The sequence below is a fragment of the Kribbella flavida DSM 17836 genome (genome assembly GCF_000024345.1).
GTDB lineage: Bacteria > Actinomycetota > Actinomycetes > Propionibacteriales > Kribbellaceae > Kribbella > Kribbella flavida.
In genome coordinates, this window is the sequence record NC_013729.1 from 5,866,197 (window position 1) to 5,886,945 (window position 20,749).

12 protein-coding genes are annotated in these 20,749 nt (G+C 71.9%); 3 read left to right on the top strand and 9 right to left on the bottom strand.

What is annotated here, in order from left to right; translation table 11 throughout:
• Positions 1 to 105 precede the first annotated feature (105 nt).
• Both argJ and argC read right to left on the bottom strand, forming a co-directional pair.
• Positions 106 to 1,308 carry a bifunctional glutamate N-acetyltransferase/amino-acid acetyltransferase ArgJ gene (argJ, locus tag KFLA_RS26960; RefSeq protein WP_012923002.1) on the bottom strand — a complete coding sequence of 401 codons (1,203 nt, stop codon included), beginning with the start codon at positions 1,306 to 1,308 and terminating at the stop codon, positions 106 to 108.
• On the bottom strand, positions 1,305 to 2,336 hold the full coding sequence (gene argC, locus KFLA_RS26965; RefSeq protein ID WP_012923003.1) for an N-acetyl-gamma-glutamyl-phosphate reductase: 1,032 nt from the start codon (positions 2,334 to 2,336) through the stop codon (positions 1,305 to 1,307). The genes argJ and argC overlap by 4 nt, the downstream gene beginning before the upstream one ends.
• Positions 2,337 to 2,495: 159 nt before the next feature.
• Between argC and KFLA_RS26970 the strand changes: the two genes are divergently transcribed.
• Both KFLA_RS26970 and sigJ read left to right on the top strand, forming a co-directional pair.
• Positions 2,496 to 3,047: a carboxymuconolactone decarboxylase family protein gene (locus KFLA_RS26970; RefSeq protein WP_012923004.1), complete on the top strand. Its 552-nt coding sequence runs from the start codon at positions 2,496 to 2,498 to the stop codon at positions 3,045 to 3,047.
• On the top strand, positions 3,044 to 3,934 hold the full coding sequence (sigJ, locus tag KFLA_RS26975) for an RNA polymerase sigma factor SigJ (protein WP_012923005.1): 891 nt from the start codon (positions 3,044 to 3,046) through the stop codon (positions 3,932 to 3,934). The genes KFLA_RS26970 and sigJ overlap by 4 nt, the downstream gene beginning before the upstream one ends.
• Here the strand turns inward: sigJ and KFLA_RS26980 are convergent.
• Positions 3,900 to 4,766, bottom strand: a complete 867-nt coding sequence (locus KFLA_RS26980) for an alpha/beta fold hydrolase (protein WP_041289500.1) — start codon at positions 4,764 to 4,766, stop codon at positions 3,900 to 3,902. The genes sigJ and KFLA_RS26980 overlap by 35 nt on opposite strands.
• Positions 4,767 to 4,842: 76 nt before the next feature.
• Here KFLA_RS26980 and KFLA_RS26985 point away from each other — a divergent pair, with 76 nt between their 5' ends.
• Positions 4,843 to 5,400 carry a GNAT family N-acetyltransferase gene (locus KFLA_RS26985; protein ID WP_337466647.1) on the top strand — a complete coding sequence of 186 codons (558 nt, stop codon included), beginning with the start codon at positions 4,843 to 4,845 and terminating at the stop codon, positions 5,398 to 5,400.
• Here KFLA_RS26985 and KFLA_RS35970 read toward each other — a convergent pair.
• The 6 genes from KFLA_RS35970 to pheS form a co-directional block, all read right to left on the bottom strand.
• On the bottom strand, positions 5,372 to 11,266 hold the full coding sequence (locus tag KFLA_RS35970; protein ID WP_012923008.1) for an Ig-like domain-containing protein: 5,895 nt from the start codon (positions 11,264 to 11,266) through the stop codon (positions 5,372 to 5,374). The genes KFLA_RS26985 and KFLA_RS35970 overlap by 29 nt on opposite strands.
• Before the next feature lie 102 nt (positions 11,267 to 11,368).
• On the bottom strand, positions 11,369 to 13,609 hold the full coding sequence (locus tag KFLA_RS26995; RefSeq protein WP_237706605.1) for a hypothetical protein: 2,241 nt from the start codon (positions 13,607 to 13,609) through the stop codon (positions 11,369 to 11,371).
• A gap of 71 nt (positions 13,610 to 13,680) precedes the next feature.
• Positions 13,681 to 14,661: a glycosyltransferase family 2 protein gene (locus tag KFLA_RS27000; RefSeq protein WP_237706606.1), complete on the bottom strand. Its 981-nt coding sequence runs from the start codon at positions 14,659 to 14,661 to the stop codon at positions 13,681 to 13,683.
• A gap of 167 nt (positions 14,662 to 14,828) precedes the next feature.
• Positions 14,829 to 16,373 carry a gamma-glutamyltransferase gene (locus KFLA_RS27005; protein WP_012923011.1) on the bottom strand — a complete coding sequence of 515 codons (1,545 nt, stop codon included), beginning with the start codon at positions 16,371 to 16,373 and terminating at the stop codon, positions 14,829 to 14,831.
• Between the two features lie 96 nt (positions 16,374 to 16,469).
• Positions 16,470 to 19,103 (bottom strand): phenylalanine--tRNA ligase subunit beta, encoded by a 2,634-nt coding sequence (locus KFLA_RS27010; protein WP_012923012.1) that lies wholly within the window; start codon positions 19,101 to 19,103, stop codon positions 16,470 to 16,472.
• Positions 19,103 to 20,212 (bottom strand): phenylalanine--tRNA ligase subunit alpha, encoded by a 1,110-nt coding sequence (gene pheS, locus KFLA_RS27015; protein WP_012923013.1) that lies wholly within the window; start codon positions 20,210 to 20,212, stop codon positions 19,103 to 19,105. Before pheS ends, KFLA_RS27010 begins: the two co-directional genes overlap by 1 nt.
• Between the last annotated feature and the right edge of the window lie 537 nt (positions 20,213 to 20,749).

Below are 20,749 nucleotides of genomic sequence, written 5' to 3' on the forward strand. Positions count from 1 at the left end.
GGCCTGGACCGAGGAGGCAAGGAACAAAGCGACTGAGCGGCGAGGGAAGGCCCGGAACCAAGGCCTCATGACCCGCCGGCGCCGCAGGCCCGGCCAAGAGCACTGTCATGACGAGTACGCCGAGTTCTCTTCGACGTACGCGTGCGAGAGGTCGGTGGTGAGCACGGTCGCCGACGCGTCGCCGGCGTGCAGGTCGATCACCACGTCGATCTCCAGCCCGGACAGGTCCGCCTCCGAGCGGTCGACGCCTTTGCCGCCGGCCACGCAGATGGCCGCGCCGTTCAGGGTGATGTCGAGCAGCTGCGGGTCGAACGCCGTGGGCGCGTTGCCGACTGCCATCGCGATCCGTCCCCAGTTCGGATCGGCGGCGAAGAACGCGGTCTTGCAGAGGTTGTCCTCGGCCACCACCTTCGCGGCGGCGACCGCCTCGGCCTCGGTGGCGGCGTTCTTCACGGTGATGCTGACGTGCTTGGTGACGCCCTCGGCGTCGGCCTGCAACTGCCGCACCAGGTCGGCGGCCAGCGTGGTCAGCGCCGCCTCGAACTCGTCGGGCGGCACGGTGACGCCGGAGGCTCCCGAGCTGAGCAGCAGCACGGTGTCGTTGGTCGACGTCCCGCCGTCGACGTCGAGCCGGTTGAAGGTCTTGCCCACCGCATTGCGCAGGGCATGATCCAGGTGCGGCTGATCGAGCACGGCGTCGGTGGTGATGACGCTCAGCATGGTCGCCATGTTCGGCGCGCACATGCCGGCGCCCTTGGCGAAGCCGCCGATGCTCCAGCCCCCCGGATGGCTCAGTACGGCCTGCTTCGGCACGTTGTCGGTGGTCATCACCGCCGTGGCGGCATCGAGGCTGTGCTGCGGCGTGCTGCCCAGCGCGGCGACCGCCGCGGACAGGCCCGGCAGCAGTTTGTCCATCGGCAGCCGCTCACCGATCAGGCCGGTCGAGCAGACCGCGATCTCGGCCGCGCCGACGCCGAGCGCCGAAGCCAGCTCCTCGGCGGTCTTGTGGGTGTCCTGGAAGCCCTCCGGACCGGTGCACGCGTTCGCGCCGCCGGAGTTCAGCGCGACGGCCGTCAGCTTGCCGGCGGTCAGCACCTGCTGCGACCAGAGCACGGGCGCGGCCTTCACCTTGTTGGTGGTGAAGACGCCGGCCGCGGCGTACTGCGGGCCGTCGTTGACCACGACGGTGAGGTCCGGCGTACCGGCGGGCTTGATCCCGGCGATCACCCCGGCCGCGCGGAAGCCGGCCGGCGCGGTGACCCCGGCGCTCCGATCGACTGAGGCTTCCGGGGTGACTGCGACGGTCACGGTGCCACTCCTACGAGGGGAAGGGCCAGGGTCTCGTCGAGACCGGCGGCCAGGTTCATGCACTGCACGGCGGCGCCGGCGGTGCCCTTGGTGAGGTTGTCGAGCGCGGCCACCACGACGGCGCGTCCGGTGCGCTGGTCGAGGGCGACCTGCAGGTGCACGGTGTTCGCGCCGAGGGTGGCCTGGGTCTGCGGCCACTGTCCCTCGGGCAGCAGGTGCACGAACGGCTCGTCGCCGTACGCCTGCTGGTAGCCGGCACGGAGCTGCTCGGCCGTCGTGCCGTCGGCGATCGGCGCGCTGCAGGTCGCGATGATGCCGCGGGCCATCGGCGCCAGCACCGGGGTGAAGGAGACGCTGACCGGGCCGGCGGTGTGCGGGGCCAGGTTCTGCTCGATCTCCGGGGTGTGCCGGTGCACGCCGCCCACGCCGTACACGGTGGCCGAGCCCATCACCTCCGCGCCCATCAGGTGCGCCTTGGGACCCTTGCCCGCTCCCGACGTCCCGCTGACAGCGACCACCACCAGTTGGGCGCTGTCGACGAGACCTGCCTGGACGGCCGGGAGCAGGGCAAGGGTGGACACGGTGGGGTAGCACCCCGGTACGGCGACGCGGTTGGCGCCGCGCAGCTTCTCCCGCTGGCCGGGCAACTCGGGCAGTCCGTAGGGCCAGTGGCCGGCGTACTGCCCGCCGTAGAACTCCACCCAGGCCTCGGCGTCCACCAGCCGGAAGTCCGCGCCGCAGTCGATCACGGTGACGTCGTCGCCGAGCTGCTCGGCGATCCCGGCGGACTGTCCGTGCGGCAGCGCCAGGAACACGACGTCGTGCCCGGCCAGCGTCTGCGCGGAGGTTTCCTCGAGCACCCGGCCGGCCAGCGGCGTGAGGTGCGGGTGATGCTGCCCGAGCGCGGACCCGGCGTTGCCGCCCGCGGTGAGCGCCCCGATCTCCACCTCCGGGTGGGTCGACAGCAACCGCAGCAGCTCTCCCCCGGCGTACCCACTCGCTCCCGCGACAGCGACCCTCAGCGTCATGTGAATGAGTATGTCAGAGACCGAATGAATATCCAAGCCGCTTCCCGACCGTTCTCCACCCTGCCACCAGGCTGAGCAACTCCCCCAGTGACGCACGTCATGTCACAACGTCGCCCTTGCCGCGTGTCCGCAGGGTGACGGCTACAGGAGGAGGATCCGATGGCGCGGATTTCGCTGGAGCACCGCAGGACCGTGTTCGTCCGGGCGATGGAGTGGTACAGCAAGCGCAAGTACGGCGACGTACTCGACCCGGGCAAGGCCGCTCTGCACCACCGCGGCGTACTGACGACGATGCTGGCGCTGGAGGGGTCGGCGGCGCGCTGGTCGCGACTGGACCCGACGCTGAAGGCCCTGGCGACGATGGTGACCAGCACGCAGGTCGGGTGCAGCTGGTGCATGGACTTCGGCTTCTGGGAGTTCCACCACCGAGGTGTCGCGCCGGCCAAGCTGCGGGCTGTGCCAGGCTGGCGGGACAGTGACGTCTACACGGACCTGGAGCGCGCGGTGATGGACTACGCGGAATCGGCAACGGCGACCCCGCCGACGGTCACCGACGAGCAGGTCGAGCGGCTGCGCAAGGACCTGTCCGAGGCGGAGCTGGTGGAGCTGACCGCGCAGATCGCCCTGGAGAACTACCGGTCCAGGACGAACGCCGCCCTGGGAATGACCAGCCAGGGATTCAAGCAGTACTGCGAGGTGCGGCCGGCGTGAACAGCGACGAGCTGGCCGCGGAGTTCGCCGAGCACCGCGCGGTCCTGGTCGGGGCGGCGTACCGGGTGGTCGGCAGCGTGGCCGACGCGGAGGACGTCGTCCAGGAGACCTGGCTGCGCTGGTCCACCGCTGAGCACGCCGAGGTCCGCGACGTCCGGGCGTACCTCGTCCGGATCACCACCCGGCTCGCCCTGAACCGGCTGCGTCAGCAGAAGTCGCGGCGCGAGCAGTACGTCGGCCCGTGGCTGCCCGAGCCGATCGCGGCCGCCGACCAGGACCCGGCCGCCGTCGCGGAGGTCGCCGACTCGGTGTCGATGGCGATGCTGGTCGTGCTGGAGACGCTGTCACCGCTGGAGCGCGCCGCCTTCGTGCTGCGGGAGGTGTTCGACCTGCCGTTCAGCGAGATCGCCGACACGCTGGGCCGCTCCGAGGCCGCCGTACGGCAGCTGGCGCACCGCGCGCGGGAGCACGTGCACGCGCGGCAGCCCCGGCACCGGGTCGACAAGGCGCGGCACCAGGAGATCACCAGCCGGTTCCTGACCGCGACCTGGTCGGGCGACTACGACCAGGTGGTCGCGATGCTCGCCCCCGACGTGGAGCTGGTCAGCGACGGGGGCGGCAAGCGCAGGGCCGCGCTGCGCCCGGTGCACGGCTCGGACAAGGTCGGCCGCTGGCTGATCGCGGTGATGTCGCCCGAGCAGACAGCCGGTCTGGAGTTCGGCAGCGCGATGCTCAACGGCGAGCAGGCCTTCGTCGCCTACGACGGCCCGGCCGTGGACACCGTGGGCTTCATGGACCTGGACGAGAACGGCCTGATCAGCCGGATCTACGTCGTCCGCAACCCCGACAAGCTCAAGGCCGTTCCGGGCCGGGAGCAACGCGGCTGAGGAAGTCGCGGACCAGCGGCACGACCTCGTCGAGGTGGCTCTCCAGCAACCAGTGCCCACCGTCCTCAAACAGGTGCAGCTCGGCCTTCGGCAGGTCGGCCAGGTAGGCGCGCGCCGCCTCGGCCGGCATGTAGCCGTCCTGCGGACCCCACACGATCAGCGTCGGCGGCTGGTGCTCGCGCAGGTACGCGTGGAACGCCGGGTACTGCCGCACGCTCTCCCTGATCTCCAGGAAGAAGCCGGCCATGATCTCCCGGCGGTCCCGCAGCAGAGGCCAGGACAGCTGCCACAGGTCCGGGCTGATCCGCTCGGCCGTGTGCGGCGGGACCTCGCCGAGCGCCTCCTCGCGGAACCCCTCGAAGCTCACCGCCTCGGCGAGCACCTCCCGCCGCTCGTCGGTCGGGTCGGCCCAGTACTCCTTCAGCGCCGCGTACTTCGGGCCCAGCGTCTCCTCGTACGCGTCGCCGTTCTGGATGATCAGCCCGGTGATGCGCTCCGGGTTCCGTTGCGCCAGCTGGATGCCGACCTGCGAGCCGTAGTCGAACAGGTACAGCACGAACCGGTCGACGCCCAGCGAGTCCAGGAACCTTTCCAGCAGCGTCGCGTAGCCGGCGAAGCTGTAGTCGAAGTCGTCCGGCGCGGCGCTGTACCCGAAGCCCGGGAAGTCCGGCGCCAGCAGCCGCCACTGGTCCCCCAGAGCCGGCATCAGCCCGCGGTACTGGAACGACGACGACGGATATCCGTGCGGCAGCAGCACCACCGGCGCGTCGGCCGGTCCTGCTTCGCGGTAGAAGATCTCCACGCCGTCGATCTCGGTCGTCCGATGCATCATGCTTGCCACGTTGTCTCCCTTCGTTTGCGTCACCGGTACCCAACCGCGCCGACGGGTCACCTAGACTCACCTGCAACTGAGTCGCAGAAAGGGAGCAGCCATGGAGTACGTCGTGATCGACCCCGAGGCGGTGTCGGACCCGACCCTGCGCGCCGACCTGCTCGACACGTGGATCGCGGCGACCGATGCCGGCGGCAGTGTCGGCTTCACCGCGCCGGCGCCGGTGCAGCTGGTGGCCGAGGCTCTGGATTCCGCCCTCGAACGGGTGGCCGGCGGCCAGGATCTGCTGGGTGTGCTGCACAACGGCGAGCGGTACGTCGGAATGGGTCTGCTGGTCTCCACCGGCGGGCAGCTCAGCACTCACTGGCGCACGGTGCTGCGCGTGATGGTGCATCCGAAGTACCAAGGTGGCGGCGCCGGCCGCCTGCTGATGGAAGGGCTGCGCAAGTCCGCGGAGCAGCTCGGCCTCGAGCACCTGATGCTGACCGTTCGCGACGGCAACAGCCTGGAGAAGTTCTACGGCAAGCTCGGCTACCGCGTCGTCGGCGCACATCCTCGCGCCGTCCGGGTCGGGCCGGACGACTACCGCGACGAAATCATGCTCGTCACCGACCTGCGGAGCCGGGCGACGTGAGCGAGGCCGGGTCCCGCTGCTCAGGGGGACCCGGCTCCGCTGTCCAAGACCTCCGGCGGGCGATGCCCAGCAGCGTGACACCCAGCGCCGCGAGCAGGCCGCCCACGGTGAGCATCAGGGCCGAAGGGCCGCCGGTGTCGGGCAACGCGGCGGCAGGACCAGGACCCGCAGGTTCCGGCGCCGGCCGGCCGCCGACCAGCACCTTCACCTGCGAGTCAACCGCGATGCCGTCGGTGTCGGTCACGCGGTAGGTCAGCTTCGCGATCCCGGCGAAGCCACGCGCGGGCACGAGCCGGATGGTGCCGTCGGCACCAACCGTCCATGCCCCGGTCCCCGCGGTCGCGAGGCGCTTCGAGCAGGTGGCCGGACCGGTGACCAGGCAGACGCTGGCCCGGTTCCAGCCGGCCCCCTGGGTCGCGGCGTCGTTCAGCAGCGGGTTGACGACGACCGGGTTGCCCAGGCTGCCGGTGCCGCTGTCGGGCCCGGCCTGGGCCTCGGCCGGCGCCGCCACGGTGATCTCGACGCTCGCCGTGTCCGACGTCCCGTTGGCGTCGGTCACCCGGTACCCGACCGCGCGGGTCGTGCCGGTGAAGCCCTGTGCCGGCGTGTACGTGACGGTGCCGCCCGGCGCGACCGCGAAGGTACCCTCGGCCGGGACCGTCACCGTCACCTTGTGCCGGCCGTCGGCCGGATCACGCAGTACGACGGACGCCTTGTCCAACGCGGCCGACGGATCTCCGGCCTGGTCGTTGGCCAGCACCGGCACTCCCACGGCCTTCCCGTACGCCGTGTGCGCGCTGTCGTCGGTCGCGACCGGCCGGACCGGCAGCACCGTCACCGAAACCGTCGAGCGGGTGGCGTTCCGGTTGCCGTCCTTCACCTCGTACCGCGCCGGACGGCTGCTGCCGGTGAACGCGCTCAGGGGACGGAACGTGATCTTGCCCTCGGCAACGGCCAGCGTGCCCTGGCCCGGGACGCTCACCGTGCGGACCAGGTCGCCGCGGGGATCCACCAGCAACAGGGTGGCCGGATCGAGCGTCGCGCCGGGGCCGGGTTTGTCATTGGCCAGCGGGTCGAACGTGACCGGCAGGTGCTGCTTGGTCTGCGCGACGTCGGCCCGGGCGACGGGCTCGTCCTCGACCGTCACGGTCAGCGTCGCCGTCCCGGTGCTGCCGTTCGCGTCGCCCACCTGGTACGCCACCGCGGTGGCCGGCCCGGCCGATGCACCGTCGGGAACCAGCCGCACTGCGCCGTCGGGCTGCGCGGTGTAGGTGCCCTGCCCCGCGACCCGTAGCGACGGAACCGCGTCGCCGGTCGCCGGATCGACCAGTCGCACGGACGCCGGGACCAGCGGCGCGCTCGGGTCACCCGCCTTGTCGTTGCCCAGCACCGGCACGGTCACCGGCGTGCCGAAGGCCGTCGTCGCGGTGTCGGCGGCCGCCTCCGGCCTGATCGCTGTGACCGTCACGGTGATCGTCGAGGTCGCCTTGTTGCCACTGGTGTCGGTGACTTGGTAGGCGACCGAGCTGGATCCACTGAACGCCCGCACCGGCGTGAAGGTGATCTTGCCGGTGGTCGGGTTGGCCTCGAACGTTCCCTGTCCGGCCACCGCCACCGTCCGTCCCCACGCCCGCGCGAGCCCGAAGAGCTGGACCGACGTCTTCTCCAACTGGGCGTCGGTGCCCGGCACGTCGTTGGCCAGCACGTCGACGGTCAGCGCCCGGTTCTGACCGGTGGTCGCGGTGTCCGGCCTGGCCTCGGGTCCGTTGCCGACGGTGAGGAACAGCAGCCCCTCGGCGGTCGTCCCGTTGTCGTCGGCGACCCGGTACGTCGCCGGGGTGGTCACGCCCTGATACTTGCTCGCCGGGGTGAACGTGATCCGCCCACTGCTGTCAGTGGTGTACCGGCCTTCGCCCGGCTGCGTCACGGTCTTGCGGTACGCGCCGTCCTGGGGATCTTTCAGCACCAGGCCGGCGGCGACCAGCGGCGCACTCGGATCACCGGCCTTGTCGTTGGCCAGCACGTCGACGGTGATCGACTGGCCGAACGACGTGATCGCGGAGTCGTCGACGGTGAACGGGTCGACCGGCGTCACCGTCAGCGCGACCGTGGCGGTCGCGACAGACTTGTTGCTGTCGGCCACCTGATAGGTGATCGGCCGCGCCGTGCCCCGGAACGCCGGCAGCGGGTCGAACACGATCGCCCCCGACGGCCGGACGGCGTACGTGCCCTGGCCCGGTACGGTCACGGCACGGCCGAAGCGCTGCGACCGGGCCGCGGCGTCCCGCAGTACGACGGACGCCGGGTCGAGGTCGGCGGCGGTGCCCGGGCTGTCGTTGGCCAGCACGTTCACGGTGGCGGCGACGTCCTGCACCGTCGACGCGGTGTCGGGCCGGGCCACCGGCGGGGCACCGACGGTGATCCGGACGACCGCGGTCGTCGGCGTGCCGTTGCCGTCGGCCACCTGGTAGGTCAATTCGGTCACCGATCCGCTGAACGTCCGGTGCGGCGCGAGCACGATCGCGCCGGACCGCACGGTGAAGACGCCCTCTCCCTGCACGGTCACCGTGGTCTTGAGAACGCCGTCGGCCGGATCCTTCAGCCGGAGGCTGCCCGGGACCAGCGGCGCGCTCGGGTCGCCGGCCTTGTCGTTGCCCAGCACCCGGACCGTGACCGGCGCGCCGAACGGCGTGGTGGTGTTGTCGTCGACGGCGACCGGCACCACCGGCGCGACCGAGACCACGATCTTCGACCGGGCCGCCTGGTCGAACCAGTCGGAGACGCGGTAACTCATCGCCGTGGCGATGCCGGTGAAGGCCGGCACCGGGTCGAACACCACGGTGCCGTCCGGATCGACCTGCCAGCGCCCCTCGCCGGCCGTCGTCACGACCTTCTTGAGCGAACCGTCCGCCGGGTCCATCAGCACCAGGCTGAGCGGGTCGAGCCCGGTGCCCTCGCCGGCGTTGTCGTTGGCGAGGGCATCGATACGGACGGGGACGTCCTGCTGGGTGCCCGAGCTGTCCGGCTTGGCGATCGGGGCCGGCGGTTTGGCGATGGTGACCGTCAGCGTGGCCCGGGCCAGGGTGCCGTTGACGTCGCTCACCGTGTAGGTCAGCGGGGTCGCCACCCCGGTGAACGTCGGCACCGGGTCGACCTCGACGGTCCCGTCGGCGGTCGCGGTGTAGGTCGCCTGGCCGTCGACCGTGACCACCTGCTTCGCGCCCTCGCCGACCGGGTCGATCAGCCGCACGCTGCTCGGCACCAGCGGAACCAGTGGATCGCCGGCGGTGTCGTTGGCCAGCACGCGCACGGTCACGTTCTTGTCGTACGCCGTCCGGGCAGTGTCGTCCGTCGCGTCCGGCTGCACCCCTGTCACCTCGACGGTCAGGGCGGCGGAGGCGACCGCGCCGTTGCCGTCGGACACCTGGTACCGCACCGGGGTGCTCTTGCCGTGGAACATGGGCACCGGCTCGAACAGGATCCGTCCGTCGGGCCTGACCGAGTACTTGCCCTGTCCCGCCACCACCACGGCGGTGCCCGGCTCGGAGCGGGTCGGCACGAGCAGTCGCACGCTGTCCACCGTGAGCGCGGATCCGGTCGGGCCCGGCTTGTCGTTGTCGAGCACCGCCGCGTAGACCGGCCCGCCCTGCAGCGTGCTGATGGTGTCCGGGTTGGCGACCGGCGGACCCGGCGCGTCGACGCTGACCACCAGTTCGGCCCGCGTGGGGGTGCCGTTCTGGTCGAGCACCTGGTAGGTCAGCGGCGTCGTGCTGCCCTTGTACGCCGGGGCCGGCGCGAAGGCGATCCTGCCCTCGGCCACCTGGAACTCGCCCTGCCGCCCGACAGTCACCTTGGGCACCAGCTTGCCGGTGGCCGGGTCGACCAGGACCAGCGTCGCGGGATCGAGCGGCGCGTCGGCCGAACCCGGCTGGTCGTTGTCGAGCACCGGGACGAGCGCGTTGGTGTCGAACGGCGTGCTCACCGAGTCACCGGCCGCCCTCGGGGTGACCGGGGTGACCGTGACGACCAGCGTCGACTCGACGGGCTGTCCGGTGCTGTCGGCGACCCGGTAACCGACCGTCGTGGCGACGCCGGTGAACTGCGGCAGCGGCACGAAGTCGACACCGCCGTCAGGCTTGACCGTGTACGACCCCTCGGCCGGGATCACCACCTTCGGCTTGAAGGCGGTGTCGGCCGGGTCGCGCAGCACGACCGAGCCGGCGTCGAAGGTCACCCCGGTGGCCGCCTTGTCGTTGGCCAGCGGCGCGAGGCCGATGCTCACGTTCTGCGGGGTGGTCGCGGTGTCCGCCGTGGCGATCGGCCTGGCCGGCAGCGCGACGGTCACCGTCAGCGTGGCGCGGGCGGTCATCCCGTTGCTGTCGGTCACCCGGTACGTGACCGGCGTGGCCACCCCGACGAAGCCGGGCACCGGGTCGAAGTCGATCCGGCCCTCCGGCTTCACGACGTACTTGCCCTGACCGACCACGATCGCCATCGGCCGGCAGGTGGTACCGCTGACCAGGCACACCGAGCCGGGCTGCAACAGCGTGCTCGGGTCGCCCGCCTGGTCGTTGCCCAGCACATCGGTCGTCACCCCGGTGTCGTACGGCGTGCGCACGGTGTCGGCGGCCGCGACCGGCGCGGGCGGCGGCACGATGGTGACCAGGTGGTCCTCGACCTCACCGGAGTCCGCCGCGCCGGTCGGCTTCTCCACCTGTGCGGCCGTGTAGCCGGCCCGGATCCGCGCGGTGGTCTGGCCACGGACCGGGCGCGGGAGCTCGGCCCAGCTCAGGTTCACCTCGCCTTGCCCGGCCGCGAACGTCACGCAGGTCCGCTCGGTCAGCTCGAACGCGCCGTCGCGGTCCAGATCGATCCAGCCGCAGACCCGCCCGGGCTTCGACGCGGCGGTGAGGCCGACCGCCGCGGAGTACGTCGTGGCGCTGGTGTGCAGCGGGCCGAACGTGACGGCGTCGTCGGCCTGGTCGGCGACGAGCGGTCCGGTTGTCGCGTTCGCGGCACCGGGGTTGTCCTGGCTGACCTCGGCGCCGAGGCGCAGATCGCTCAGCACCGACCAGGCCGCTCCGTACGCCCGCGGCGCGTCGCCGAAGTCCTCGCCGACGGTCGCGACCACGGAGAACACGTCGGCCGAGCTCGTTGTGTTGAAGGCCGGGAGCTTCGGGTTCGGCGTGAAGACGGCCGTCAGGTCGAAGGCGACCGAGCGGACCACCCCGTTGACCTGGACGGAGCCGCAGGCCGCGGTGGCGCGCGCGTCCGGTCCGTCGCCCGTGTCGGTGCTGCTGCAGCTCGGCCCGGCGTCGGGGTCGGCGGCGCCGACGGTGTCGCTGGTGACGGCCAGGTTGTTGCCCTTGCCCAGCTTGCGCAGACTCACCCCGGGCGTGGTCAGCCTCAGCACCGCGTGCAGCTCGGACTGCCCGCGAACCTGCCCGTCGACGGTTCGGGTGGCCGAGCCGCCGAGGCCCGCGACGTGCAGCACGGGATCGCGCACCGGCTGGGAGAAGGCGATCGTCAGCGTGCCGCGGCCACCGCAGCTGCCGGTCGCCGCGCAGTCGCCGGTGCCGACGAGAACGTCCTGAGCCGGCGTGGTCCGGGCGATGGCCGGCTGGTGGGTGCCCGCCGGGATGCCGCGGACGCCGGCGGTGGTTGCGTCGAGCAACTCGGTGCGGCCGGTCGTGGTGATCGTCTGGGTCAGACCCGAGCCGGGCATCGTGGCGGTCGCCGTACTGCCCTGGGTGAACGGACCGGCCGGGACCTGATACGCCGCGGCCGGCGTCGCCGTCAGCGCGAGCAGCAGTGCGAGCAGCAGTGCGAGCGCCGCCACCCGCCGGCCCCAGTTGCTGCCCTTCATCCCCGCCCTCCCCGAGCACGCACGTCACCGTTGGCGTCGGCACCGGGGCGAAGCGGGCCAGCGTAGAGCTAACGCCCTACGCCGAGCAGATGTTACGCGGGATCACCGGGTCAGTTCGTAGATCCGGACCCGGTCCTGGCTGTGTCGCAGGACCGTCAACTCGTCCAGGCGCGGGGACACCGGGCCGTCGTACAGGTCGGCGTAGAGCCAGCGGACCCCGTACTGGTCGCGAAGCCGGCGCAGGATCTCCGGTGTGGGCGCCGCCAGCGCCTCGGTGGTGATCGCAACCCGGTCCGGCCAGGGCGACGCCTGGTTGGTGTACCGCTTGCCTCCGGCCCCTTGCCGGGCCATCGTCTGCTGGGTGTAGGCCCAGCCCTCGATCACCGTCCGCCGGCCGGCGATGCCACTGACGATGTAGCCGCGCGCGTCGCAGCCCGGCAGCTGCGGACCGGCCGGACGGCAGTAGGTGTTGCTCGCCACCACGTCGGTCGGACCCGCGTGCCGGGCGAGCCAGAGCGCCGCGGCCGCCTCGTCGGGGTGAACCCGCCAGTGCGCGGACTTGAAGGTCTGCGACCGGTGCGAGTCGCTCGCCCGCACGCTGTGCACCACGCCCGCCGCTGCCGGGACGGCAAGCACGGTGACCAGGGCAACGATTCCGCCCAGTCCAGCCAGCCGCGACCACTGCTTCACCGCCACCGGCCAGAGGAGGACCAGCACGACGGTCACCACCAGGACCGCGACAAGCGGCCGGGCGACCAGCACGATGCGGTCGAGCTGCGAACCCCTCGGTGCGGTCCGGGTGACGGTCTGAGCCACGGCGTAGAGCAGACCGAGGCCGGCAGCCAGCAGCCCGACGACGACCGCCGCGCGCCTGCGGTCGACGATCTCCCGGACCAGGCGCGCCGCCATCCAGGCGACGGCCGCCAGGCTGATCGGGACGACGCTGCGGACGAAGTACGACTCGCTGGCCGACGGGTGGTCGACCAGGAGGAAGCCGGCCCAGCCGGCGATCAGTCCGCCGAGCAGGAACCAGCCGAGCGGATCCCGGCGCAGCTCCCCGCGGCCGAGCAGTCCGACGCCTGCCAGAGCGACCGCCTGGCCGACCAGCATCAGGGCGACCACGACGAACGCACCGAAGACAGGCAGGACCTGACCCGAGGTGAGCGCGGGCAGGACCAGTCCTCCCTCACCCGCCGGAGTCGCGTCTCCCGTTGCCGCCCGGTAGCCCACCTGGAGCTTGACGATGGCCAGCAGCTGGAGCCCTGAGCCGCTGGTACTGCCGGCAACGGTCAGCATCGTGCCGACGCCCGCGGCGGCCAGCATCACGGCGGCGGCCACGAAGCGGCGAGGCAGCTGCCGGTCGCGGAGCAGGACGAACAGAGCCGACAGCCCGACGGCTCCGACCAGGATCGGCAGGATCGTCGGCTTCGCTCCGCCGCCGACGACGGCGACGGTCAGGACGAGCACCCAGAGACTCCGCGGCTGCCGGCCGCGGAACAGCAGCTCGACCAGGAAGACAGCCGCGGCCGTCCCGGCCAGCATGCCGAACGTCTGCGACGGGCTGAGCAAGCTGAACGGAGGGGCCAGGTCGACGCCGGTGCCGATCAGCAGCGAGAGCTGGGGCGCGGCGACCGCGGCCGCGACCAGTACGCCGGTCCACCAGGCGCGGCTGACCGTGCGAGCGAACGTGGCGAAGACGAGCAGGCCGACCACGAGCAGCGGCAGCAGCCAGAGCCGGTAGAGCACCACGATCGGCGACAGCTTGGTGATGTCGACCGCGGCGGCCATGTCGGCGTTCGCGAACCAGTGGTAGTCCAGGGACAGCCCGGCGACCTGGGGCAGCTCCGGCGGCACCGCCCGGGTCAGCTCGTTCACCATCGAGAGGTGGAACAGCAGGTCCGGGTAGTACGCCGTACCGTCCGGTGGCATCGGGTGGTAGGCCAGCACGCCGTGGGTGGCGCCGGCGAGCATCACCGCGGCGGCGCCGGCCAGACCCCAGGTCCATGCCGGCGGCAACGGATCCGGCTCGGCGATCCGCCAGTGGCGGCGCAGACCTGGAACCGCCGCGAACAGGACCAGCGTCAGCGCCGGCCAGACGACCAGCGCGCTCTGCCAGCCGATCAGCGTGAACAGTGCCCAGCCGAGCAACTGATGGGTGATGCCGACCACCGAGCCGAGACCGAAGTCCTCGGCCCAGTTGCCGGTACTGCGCCAGAGCGCGCGCAGCAGCAGGATGCCGGGCAGGGCGACGCAGGCAGCGAAGTACAGGGCGTACCTGAGCACCGCGCCGAACGGTACGTCGACGGTGAGCAGGCCGACGAGTGCGACGAGAAGAGGCAGCAACCACGGCAGAAGGCGCAGTGCCGGTCGGGCGGAACGCGCCGTTCGACCGGTGGGCGGAAGGTCGACGAGCGTCAACTGCGTGCGGTCTCCTGCTCGAGGGACTGGTGTCCCGGGTCCTCGAGGCTGTCGTAGCCGACCAGGAACTGCGGCCGCTTCTGGCTGGACTGGAACAACCGGGCCACGTACTCACCCAGCAACCCCAGACACAGCAACTGAATCGCACCGATCACCGCGACCGCCAGCACCGTCGACGTCCACCCAGGAATGCTCTGACCCGTCAACTTCGTCACCAGCGCGCCGATCACGAACACCACCGACAACAACCCACCCAGCAACCCCAACCAGGTCGCCAACCGCAGCGGCGCCGCCGAGAACGCGGTCACACTGTCAAAGGCCAACCGCAGCATCTTGCTCACGTTGTACTTCGTCACACCCGCCGCCCGCTCGGCCCGCACGTACGACACCTCAGCGCTCGGAAAACCCAACCACGGAATCACCAGCCGAAACACCCGGCCGTCCTCGGGCAGCGCATTCACCGCGTCGACCACCCGGCGCGACACCAACCGGAAATCACCCGCGTCGAACGGAATGTCCTTGCCCACCAGCCGGCACATCAACCGGTAATACATCCGCGCAGTCGTCCGCTTCGCCCACGTATCACTCGACCGGTCCGAACGCACGCCGTACACAACATCCACGTCCTTGTCCCGCGCCGCGCTCAGCAGATCGGCGATCACCTCCGGCGGGTCCTGCAAATCGGCGTCGATCGTGACCAGATACTCCCCCCGCGCCCGACGGAAACCGGCCGACAACGCGGCCTGGTGACCAGAGTTGCGCAGCAGCCGGACGAGACGCAGCTGGGGCCAGTCCGCAGCGGCGGCAAGCAGCAGCGACGCGGTCGCGTCCCGGCTCCCGTCGTCGACCACCAGCACCTCGTAGGTCACCCCGAGGCCGTCGAGCAGGGGCCGCATCCGGTCGAAAAAGATCGGCAGCACCTCCTCCTCGTCGTACATCGGGACGACGACGGACAGGTCCACCACGGTCTCCCCCACGATCAACTGCTTCCTTCCGCTCCGGCCCACAACTGCTTAGAACGCTGCCCACGGCGAAAAAGATGCGTTCTCCGCCGGATTGGCAGCTAGTTGCCGTCCGCCCGTACTGCCGCCGGGGCGGCCGAGCCAAGTTCTCACCGCCACGTCCACGCCGGTTCAGCTCGCGTTCAGGCCGGGGAGACCGCGACGGCGCCGGTCCGGCGCGGGTCGCCGACGGCTTCCAGCCCGGTGCCCGGTGCCCAGAACGCCGCCGCCACCCCGCCGAAGTACATCGAGTGCGGCGGCATCGGCCGGACCGGCAGGTGGGTGGTCGCCGCGGTGACGTCGAGATCGTCCTCGTGGTCGACCACCACGTCCGCGCGGACCCGGACGTGCAGGCGCGGGTACTCGACCGCTTCCCGCAGGGACAGGCCACCGTGCGTGTGCAGAGCGTAGGTCTGCGCGATGGCGGTCGGGATCCGGTCCGAGCCGGGCGAGCTGATCGCGAGCACCGCGCCGTCGCTGTCGCGGCGGGCGACGCTGGGCGCCATGTTCGAGGTGAGCCGGGTGCCGGGCGCGAGGCTGTGCGGACCGCCGTGCAGCAGTTCCTGCTCGCCGAGCGCGTTGTTCAGCCAGATGCCCGTACCGGGCGTCATCACGCCGGAGCCGTAGCCGGACGACACGGTGATCGCGCACGCGTCGCCCTCGTCGTCGACCACCGAGACCGTCGCCGTACTGGGCGAGGTGAGCGCGCGCAGGTCGCCGGCCGAGGCCAGGTCGAGCAACTGCTGACCGGCGAGCCGCCGGACGTCCTCCTCGTCGAGCTCGGCGAGCCGGCGCCCGAAGATCGCGTGCTGCACGTCGATCAGCCGCTCCAGCTCGGGTTGGGTCCACCCGCCCTGAGCCGGTACGCCGGCCAGCAGCGCGAGCATCGCCGCGACCGCGACTCCACCGACCGCCGGCGGTGGGTTGGTCGCCAGCACCCAGCCGTCCTGCTTGACCACCAGCGCCGGCCGGACCACCGCCTCGTACGCCGCGAGGTCCTCGGCGGTCAGGATGCCGTCGTTGGCGGCCATGTCGTGGACCAGCAGGCGGGCCAGCTCGCCGGTGTACATCGTCTCGGCGCCGGCCTCGGCGATCAGCTGCAACGCGTCGGCCAGCTCGGGAATCACCACCGTGGTGCCGGCCGTGATCGTTCGGCCCTCGTCGTCGTGCACGACCCCGTGACTCGGCGGGTGCCAGCCGAAGATGAGGTCGTGGGTGTAGCCGAGGTAGTACCCCGACGTCCGGCTGAGCGGGAAGCCCTGCCGGGCGACCTCGATCGCGGGCCGGACGACCTCGCGCCACGGCGCCTTGCCCGACCGCCGGTGGGCCAGGTCGAGCGCCTTCATCCCACCGGGCGTGGCGACCGATCCGTGCCCGATCGTCGTCGTGGTGCCGCCGCCGTACTCGGTGGTGACGTCCCAGATGCCGCGGCCGAACCGGTGCTCCGGCAGGCCGCGGCCGGGCATCTCCACCCAGCCGTCGATGGTGACCGGCTCTCCGCCGGCCACCTGCAGCGTGACGAAACCACCGGACGCCGGCGAGACCACGCCGATCTCGTTCACCATCGTGACCAGGGTCGCGGCGATCGCCGCGTCCACCGCGTTGCCGCCCTCGGCCGCGACCCGCACGCCGGCGTCGGCGGCCGCCCGGTTGGGCGCGGCCACGGCCACCCGGGGACGCCCGCTCACCGAGCCCTCCGTCGCTGGTCCGTCAGCGACCCGGCGACCGGCCGGGCGCCGACGGGCCGATGCGGTCCGATCCCGTCGGCGGTCCCGTGCATCGGCTCAGCCGACTCGCTGGACGGCGGCGAAGCGATCGACCGCGACCTGGACGGCGGCCTGCCGGGTCTCGGCGACCTCGGACTCCTTCAGCGTGCGGTCCTGGGCGCGGAAGCGCAGCGCGAAGGCGAGCGACTTCTTGCCGTCGCCGATCTGCTCGCCGGTGTAGACGTCGAACAGCCGGATCGACTCCAGCAGCTCGCCGGCCCCCTCGGCCAGGGCGGCCTCGACCTCGGCCGCCGGGACGTCCGCGGCCACGATCAGCGCCACGTCCTCCTTGGCCACCGGGTACGACGAGAACGGCCGGGCCGTCACCGACGACGGGCCGGCGGCGATCAGCGCGTCCAGGTCCAGCTCGACGGCGCTCGACCGGGCCGGCAGACCGAACGCCTGGCAGACCTTCGGGTGCAGCTCACCGGCATGGCCGATCACCGTGCCACCGACCGACAGCTCGGCACACCGGCCCGGGTGCCACGGCGCGAGCTCGACGTTGCGCAGCACCGGCTCCACGCCGACGGCCGCTGCGACGGTGCGCGCGACCTGGACGGCGTCCGCCCAGGTGACCGGCTGCGCCTTGCCCCACCAGCCGGTGGGAGTCCGCGCTCCGGTGAGCACGGCGCCAAGGTGCAGCGGCTGCTCCGGCAGGGCGGCGTACAGGCTGTCGATCTCGGCGTCGGTCGGGCGCTGCGCCACCGACGGCAGCGGCGCGGGACCGGCGTCGCGCCGGGGCTTGAACACCAGGCTGGTCTGGAAGATCGCCAGGTCCGACGAGCCGCGGCCGACGTTGCGCTCGGCCGTGCGCAGCAGGGTCGGCAGCAGCGTCGTCTGCAGCGACGGCTCTTCGTCGGACAGCGGGTTGACCAGCGTGACCGTGCTCCGGCGCGGATCGTCGGCGGCCAGCCCCATCGCGTCGAAGTCGGCCTCGCCCACGAACGGGTAGGAGACCACCTCGCTCAGCCCGGCGCCGACCAGCGCGGTCGCGATCCGCCGGCGACGGCGCTGGGACACCGTCAGGCCCTGGCCGCCCGGCGCGGACGGCAGCACCGACGGCACGTTGTCGTAGCCGAACAGCCGGATGACCTCTTCGGCGAAGTCGTTCGGGTCCCGCAGGTCCGGCCGCCACGACGGCGGCGTCACCGTGAGCAGATCGGTGCCGGTCAGCTGGTCGGCACCGGCCGCGCCGGCGGTCAACGAGCCACCCGCGAACGCCGCACTCACGGCGAACTCGATCTCTCCTCCGGACGGATCCCCGGCGAACGTCGTGCTCGCTTCCGACCCGACGGCGAAAGCGGACGCCTTCGCACCGGCCGGGGCGGTGGCGACCGTGCAACCGACCGACCGCAGGTGACGCACGGTGTGCTCGATCGGGATCGGCGCGCCGGCGACCCGGGCCGCATGGTCGGCGCGGAACACGACCGGCGTCGGCTGCGCGTGCGTGTCGACGACCGTCTCGTCCGGCAGGATCGTGCCACCGGCCAGCTCGGCGAGCAGGTCGGCGACCCGCTGCGCGGCGTACCGCGGCAGGGCCGGGTCGGCACCGCGCTCGAACCGGCGCGACGCCTCCGACGACAGTTTGTGCCGGCGGGAGGCGCGGGCGATCACGATCGGGTCGAAGTGCGCCGCCTCGATCACCACGTCGGTGGTCGCGGCGGAGATCTCGGTCGACGCGCCGCCCATCACGCCGGCGATGCCGATCGGGCCGGAGTCGTCGACGATCAGCAGGTCCTCGGCGTCCAGCTCCCGGGTCTGGTCGTCCAGCGTCATCAGCTTCTCGCCGGCGTTCGCCCGGCGGACCACGATGTCGCCGCTCAGCCGGGCCTGGTCGTAGCCGTGGATCGGCTGGCCCAGCTCCAGCATCACGTAGTTGGTGACGTCGACGCCGATCGAGATCGGGCGCATGCCGGCCGCGGTCAGCCGCTGCTGCAGCCAGCGCGGCGACGGGGCCGTCGCGTCGATCCCGGTCACGGTCCGGGTGACGAAGACGCTGCACGCGGCCGCGTCGTCCACCCGCACCGGGTAGCCACCCTGCTGCTCGCCGGTCAGGGTCAGCGCGGCCGGGTCCTTCAGCTCCACCCCGTACGCCGTGGCGGCCTCGCGGGCCACACCCCGGATCGACAGGCAGTAGCCGCGGTCCGGCGTGACCGCGATGTCCAGCACGTCGTCGCGCAGACCGAGCAGCTCGATCGCGTCGTCACCCGGCGTGCCCTCGCCCGGCTGCAGCACCACGATGCCGCCCGAGCCGTCGTCGCCCAGGCCGAGCTCGGAGCTGGAGCAGATCATCCCGGCCGAGACGTGGCCGTAGGTCTTGCGCGCAGAGATCGCGAACCCGCCCGGCAGCACCGCCCCGGGCAGTACGACGACGACCAGGTCGCCGACCTCGAAGTTGTCCGCACCGCAGACCACCCACTGCGGCTCGTCCTTGCCGATGTCCAGCGAGCACCAGCGAATGGTCTTGCCGTTCTTCTGCGGCTCGGGCTCGTAGCTGAGCACCTTGCCCACCACCAGCGGGCCGGTCAGGTCGGACTCGTCGACGGTCTCGACCTCCAGCCCGGCCCGGATCAGCTTCTCCGCGACCTGGCGGCCGGTCACCCCGTCCGGCAGCTCGACGTACTCCCGGAGCCACGACAGTGGGACCCGCATCAGATCTCCATTCCGAACTGGCGGCTGAACCGCACGTCACCCTCGACCATGTCCCGCATGTCCTGCACCCCGTTGCGGAACATCAGCGTCCGCTCCAGGCCCATCCCGAACGCGAAGCCGGAGTACCGCTCGGGGTCGATGCCGCAGGCCTGCAGGACCCGCGGGTTGACCACGCCGCAGCCGCCCCACTCGATCCAGCCCTCGCTGCCACAGGTGCGGCACGGGCGGTCGGGGTTGCCGACCGAGTCGCCGCGGCAGACGAAGCACAGCAGGTCGACCTCGGCCGACGGCTCGGTGAACGGGAAGAAGTTCGGCCGCAGCCGCGCCTGCAGTCCCTCGCCGAACATCGACACGACGAAGTGGTCCAGCGTGCCCTTCAGGTGCGCGAGCGTGATGCCCTCGTCCACGACCAGGCCCTCGACCTGGTGGAAGACCGGCGTGTGGGTCGCGTCCAGCTCGTCGGTGCGGAAGACCCGGCCGGGGCAGATCACGTAGATCGGCGGCTTGCGGGTCAGCATCGAACGCGCCTGGACCGGCGAGGTGTGGGTCCGCAGCACCGTGCCGGAGCCGGCCGGCTCGACGAAGAAGGTGTCCTGCATCTGCCGGGCCGGGTGGTCGGGCTGGAAGTTCAGCGCGTCGAAGTTCAGCCACTCGGCCTCGACCTCGGGGCCCTCGGCGACGTCCCAGCCGAGCGCGGTGAAGACGTCGGCGATCTGCTCGGAGATCAGCGACAGCGGGTGCCGGGCGCCCAGCTGCGGGGCCGGCCACGGCAGCGTGACGTCGACCTGCTCGGTGGCCAGCATCCGCTGCTCGTGCTCGGCCTCCAGCACCGCCAGCCGGCTCGCGTACGCCTCGTTGATCGCCTTGCGGGCCGAGCCGATCCGCTGACCGGCTTCCTTGCGGCCCTGCGGCGGCAGTGCGCCGATCTCCCGGTTCGCCAGCGCGATCGGCGACCGCTCACCCAGGTGCGCGACCTTGGCCTCCTGCAACGCGGCCAGGTCCGGAGCGGCGCGAAAGGCCTCGAGCGCCTCGTCCCGCGTCCGATCGACCTCGTCGGCGTGCAACGGAGTCACCTCGACGGGGTCGTAGTTCTTGTTGGGACCGGACATGGCTCACTCTCGGGGTCGCGGGTTTCCGAAACTGCTCAAGGCAGTCTAGGAACCCGCGGCCCCGGACCGTGAATCGGTCGTCCACAGGCCGGCGGTGGCAGTTTGCGGACAGCTCCCGCCGGGCGCCGCCAGGGCGTGATCGACTGCCCCGGGTTGCCCTGGCCCGAACCGGCCCCCGAGCGTGAAAGGCTCATGATGCGTAAACCGAGTGCCGTTGTGGTAGCGACGGCGGTGGTCGCTGCCGGCTGTCTCGTCACCGGCCAACTGTCGACTGAAGCCACCGCCGCTCCGGTCGATTCCACGGCTCAGAGCTAGGGCCCGTGCCCGGCGACGGACACCATGCCCGAGCCGCCGGCGCGGCTGCAGTGCACCGAGGTCACCGTCCCACTGGACTACGCCAGGCCTGCCGGCGACACGATCACCATCGCCGTCTCCCGGCTGAAGGCCACCAGCACCACGGCCAGGCGTGGCTCACTGGTGCTGAACTTCGGTGGTCCCGGCATCTGGGGCCTGGACGCACCGCTGGGCCTGGAAGGC